The sequence below is a fragment of the Roseateles sp. P5_B10 genome, assembly GCF_056400485.1.
This window is the reverse complement of the sequence record NZ_JBFULE010000454.1, coordinates 1-4,277: the sequence shown is the minus strand read 5'-3', so window position 1 is coordinate 4,277 and position 4,277 is coordinate 1. Positions and strand designations below refer to the sequence as shown.

Here is a 4,277-nt window from a genome sequence, read left to right as displayed (position 1 = left end):
TCCGTTCCCGTCCCCGGGCCGCTGCGAACCGTCAGCTTGCCGCCGACGAGTTCGGCGCGCTCTCGCATGCCGCTCAACCCGAAGTGCCCTTGTTTTTCGCCCGCGTGCAGCACTGCCGGGTCGATCCCCTTGCCGTCGTCGCGAACCCGAACGCACAGCTGCCGCTCGTCGTAGTCGATCTCGACCTGGATCTGCTTTGCGTCGGCGTGGTGAAAGGCGTTGCGCAGCGCCTCGCCGGCGATGCGAAAGGTCTCGTCGCGCACCAGCGGGTGCAGAGCCTGGGGCGTTCCCTGCACTTCGACATGTGCCGATGCCGCGTGACCGCTCTCGTTCGCCAGCTCCTCGGCGAGCGCCCGCAAGGCGTCCGCCAGGTTGTCGGTGTCCAGGGCCGAGGTCCGCAAACCCTGTACGGTATCGCGGCCCTCCGTGATCGCCTCGGCCGCATGGTCGATGGCGCCCGCGAGGATCTGCTTCGATTCGCGCGGGCGGTCAGGCAGCAGGTTGAGCGCGGCCTGGAACTGCAGCAGCAGCCCGTGAAAACGCTGCAACAGGGTGTCGTGCAGGTCGCGAGCGATGCGCRTGCGTTCGGCAATACGCGCCTCCAGCGTCGCCTCCAACTGCCGATGCAGCCGCCGGATGCGCATGTGCAGCCGGAGTTGGAAGGCGCTCCATGCCAGGCTAATGAGCAGGATCGCGCCGGCCAGGCGGAACCAGGTGGTTTGGTAAAAGGCCGGCGGAATGGCGAAGTCGAGCTGCGCGCCTTCCTCATTCCACACACCGCTGTTGTTGGAAGCCTTCACGCGGAAGCGATAGTTGCCGGGCGGCAGATTCGTGTAGGTGGCCTGGCGCCTGTCGATGGCCTCCTGCCAATCGTTGTCGTGCCCCTCCAGCCTGTAGCGAAAGCGCGTGCTCTTCGGGTCGACCAGACTCAGCGCGGTGAACTCGATCGTCATGTCGCGGACCAGCGGGGGCAGGCGAAGACCGTTCTCGACCACATAGGGCTTGTGGTCGGCGTGCAGGGCCTGAATGTGAACCGGTGGAGGCAGCGGGTTGAATGGCAGGTGGTCGGGGGCGATCACCTGGACGTCTGCGCCCGACACGAACCAGAGTTTGCCGTCCGGCCCTTTTGCCACCGGCGGGTTGAAGTAGGCCGGCGTGAGCGCCAGCAGCGGCACGCCATCCGCGGCCCCCCAAACCTTCGGGACGACCCGGCGGCTCGGGTCGGCAATCCAGGCAGCCAGGTCGTCCCGCAGCACCCGCACGAGCCCGCAGGAGGCATACATCCACAGCGATCCGTCGTCGTCCAGCGTCGACCAGTGCACCGTGTTGCAGGGCAGTCCGTTGCCGACCGCAAGCGTGCTGACGCGGCCATCCTTGATCCGGCTGAGGCCGCCGTCCTCCGTGGCGGCCCAGACCGCCCCGTCGGCATCGAGCCGGAGACCAGCGACGTGGCCCGCGCCCAGCCCTTCGGCGGACGTGTAGGTGGCCTGGACCTTGCCGTCCTTGAAATACAACACCCCACCGTCCTGCCAGAAGGACAGCCACAAGCCACCTCGGTCGGCGACAACGACTTTGGCTTGTTGCTGGCGACCGAGCGCGGCCCATGGAATGTTCTCGGCGAATCGACCCTTGTGCAGTCGTGCAAGGCCTTCGTTGCCAGATAGCCAGAGATCGCCCGCCCCCTCGCCCGTGATGGAATAGACCTCCTTGCTGGGCACGCCGCTGACGGCGACGAAGCGGTCGTTCGCAAAGTAGGCGAGGCCACGGCCCGTGCTCACCCAGAGTCGCCCGTCGGCGTCCTGATGCAAGGATTGCACCCTGGCATCGGGCAGCCCGTCGCGTTCCCTGTAGACGGTCGGTCTCGCACCCTTCCACCGGGCCAGTCCTTCGCCGGTTGCCACCCAGACGCTGCCGTTCTTTGTCGCCAGCACCGACTTCGTGCCGTCATTGGGCAGGCCCTGCTGCATGGAGAGGGTGGTGACAGGCAGCTTTCGGAAGCGATCTATGCCCTTCTCGCTGCCGAACCAGATGTTGCCTTCGCGGTCTTCGAACAGACTGCAGGCGATGTTCCCGGAGAGACCGTCTGCCCGCGTGAACGCGTCGGCCTGTCCCTCTTGCAAATGGAGGATGCCGTGGCCTTCGGTTCCGATCCAGAGCCCGCCATCGCGGTCCCGCAACAACTTGTTGGCCTTGATGTCGCGGTCAGGGAGCCATTCATCGGGCTTGGCAGCGCTTCGCATTGGCGACGGCGCCAATCTGTCGCCGTCCACGCGCTGGATCCCGGCGCCCCGGATGCCGATCAGGATTTGTCCATCGGCGGTCGTGCTCAGGTCACCCACTCGCACGCCTGGCGTCTCGAATCGTTGCGGCGTCCCGGGCTTCCAGCGCCAGAGGCCCGAGTCCGCACCCACCCACAGCGCCCCGGATTTGTCTTCGGCCAGGCTCCAGACGAACTGGCCAAACCCGCCTTCAGGCATGGAACATTGGGCCTGACCTGCGCGGATGGCGCACAGCCGTCCCTGTTCGCCCAGCAGGCCGGCCCAGACCGTTCCGTCGCGGTCCTCGAACAACGACGTCACGAACCCGTTGGGGATCTGCGGATAACGGGTCAGCTCGATGCCATTCCAGCTGACCAGGCCATTGAAGGTGCCAATCCAGAGCGTGCCATCGCGGGAAACCAGCAGGGCGTAGGGATTGCTTGGCAGCGACTGGCCTCTCGGTGGTTGCCAGGGAACGAACCGAAGGCCGTCGAAGCGAAACATGCCAAATGACCCACCGACCCAGAGATAGCCGTCGGGGGTTTGTGCCATCGCAAAGACGAGGCCCAGCAAGGCGCCGTCCCGAGCAGTCCACGAGGTGTGCGCGTACTGGGATACCTGCAGGGGAGGATCGAGCGCGAGGGCAGGGGATGGCGAGGTGAGCAGAGCCGAAGCCAGGAGCAGACCCGGCAGGAGGTGTCTCTGACTCTGGCCTTCCAGTTGCCCCACTGAATTCCTTTGCCTTCGCTTGCCGCTGGCAGCAAGTGAGCAGCGTATCGCGAAAGGGTCGCTGCAGGGCGGTTCAGAACGTCATTGCCGATCGGAAAGCACCGAAGACGGCCGCAGCCGCAAGAGGCACACAACGCACAGCAGAGAGAAAACCGTTCCTGCAAGCAGCGTGTAGCGATAGTCGTGTTCGGACAGGTCGAGCATCGGCCCTTGGACGCTGCTGACCAGGATCGTGCCGAAGATCACCATCAGATCTTTGGTCGAGTTGAACTGCACGAATCTGTCGCGCGGGAAAAGCGCCATCGGCATTGATGCAGCAGCCGTGAACCATGCGCCGGAAATCACCACGTGGGCAAAGTAGAAGACGCGGAAGCTGGCGGCGTCCGACACCAAGGCGAAGCCGCCCGCCGAGATGGCGCAATACATCGTCATGATGGCTACCGAGACCCGCACCGCACCCAAGCGATCAGCCATCGATCCAATGGCAAAGGCCGACACGATGGACACCGCATAGCCGGCTGCCGTCAATGCGCCCAGCGTGGCCTTCTGGATACCGGCCGCGTGCGCGTAGTGCAGATAGAAGGTGTTGAAGGGACTGAAGGTGACGCTCGCCAGCACGAAGGCCGCGACGGCCCACCCATAGGAGCGATGGTGAAAGCAGGCCAGCACGTGGTCGAGGGGAAATCTCAGCCGGGGCTCCGTCTTGTCAGCGGGCGCGGCGTCGGGCGGCAAGGGTGTCTCCTTCAGCATCAACGCCATCGCAAGGATAGGCAGGCAGAAGAAGAGGCCGACGCCCATCAGAACCTCGCGCAGATAGTGGTCCGTGAGCGCGAAGATCCAGTTGTGATACGCGATGCCGATCGTCAGGCTGACGATTCGGAACACCGCAAAGAAGCGACCGAGCAGGCCCGCGGGTACAAGGTCATTGACGAGGCCGTTGAACAGCGAGAAAGCGCTGATGGCGGCGCAGTCGAATGCGGCCCAGAACAGGCTGAACAGCGCGAGTCGGCAGTTGTGCAGGCCGGGTGACCAGCCGCCCAGTGCAGCATCAAGCCAGCCCGCCAGCGTGGGTGAGGCTGCCAGGCCCGCCATGGCCACGAGGCCGGTGGGCGCTGCAACCATCAGAAAGGGCTTGCGCCTGCCAAGGCGGCTGCGGCAGCGGTCCGAGTGATAGCCGGCCAGGGGTACCAACAGCAAGCTCAAGGCGGCGGGCACCGTGGACAGCAGCAGCGAGATCGTCGTGTCAGACGCCGCGTGCCGGCGCAGCAGCTCCAGTGCGCTGGGCACGGC

The 4,277-nt window shown here is 65.4% G+C and carries 2 protein-coding genes; both read right to left on the bottom strand.

From position 1 onward, the window contains the following. On the bottom strand, positions 1–2,831 hold a 2,831-nt coding region (locus AC1DU6_RS21720; RefSeq protein WP_477859532.1), incomplete at its 3' end, for a sensor histidine kinase. 237 nt (positions 2,832–3,068) lie between these two features. Further along, on the bottom strand, positions 3,069–4,202 hold the full coding sequence (locus AC1DU6_RS21715) for an MFS transporter (RefSeq protein ID WP_477859530.1): 1,134 nt from the start codon (positions 4,200–4,202) through the stop codon (positions 3,069–3,071). Positions 4,203–4,277 lie beyond the last annotated feature (75 nt).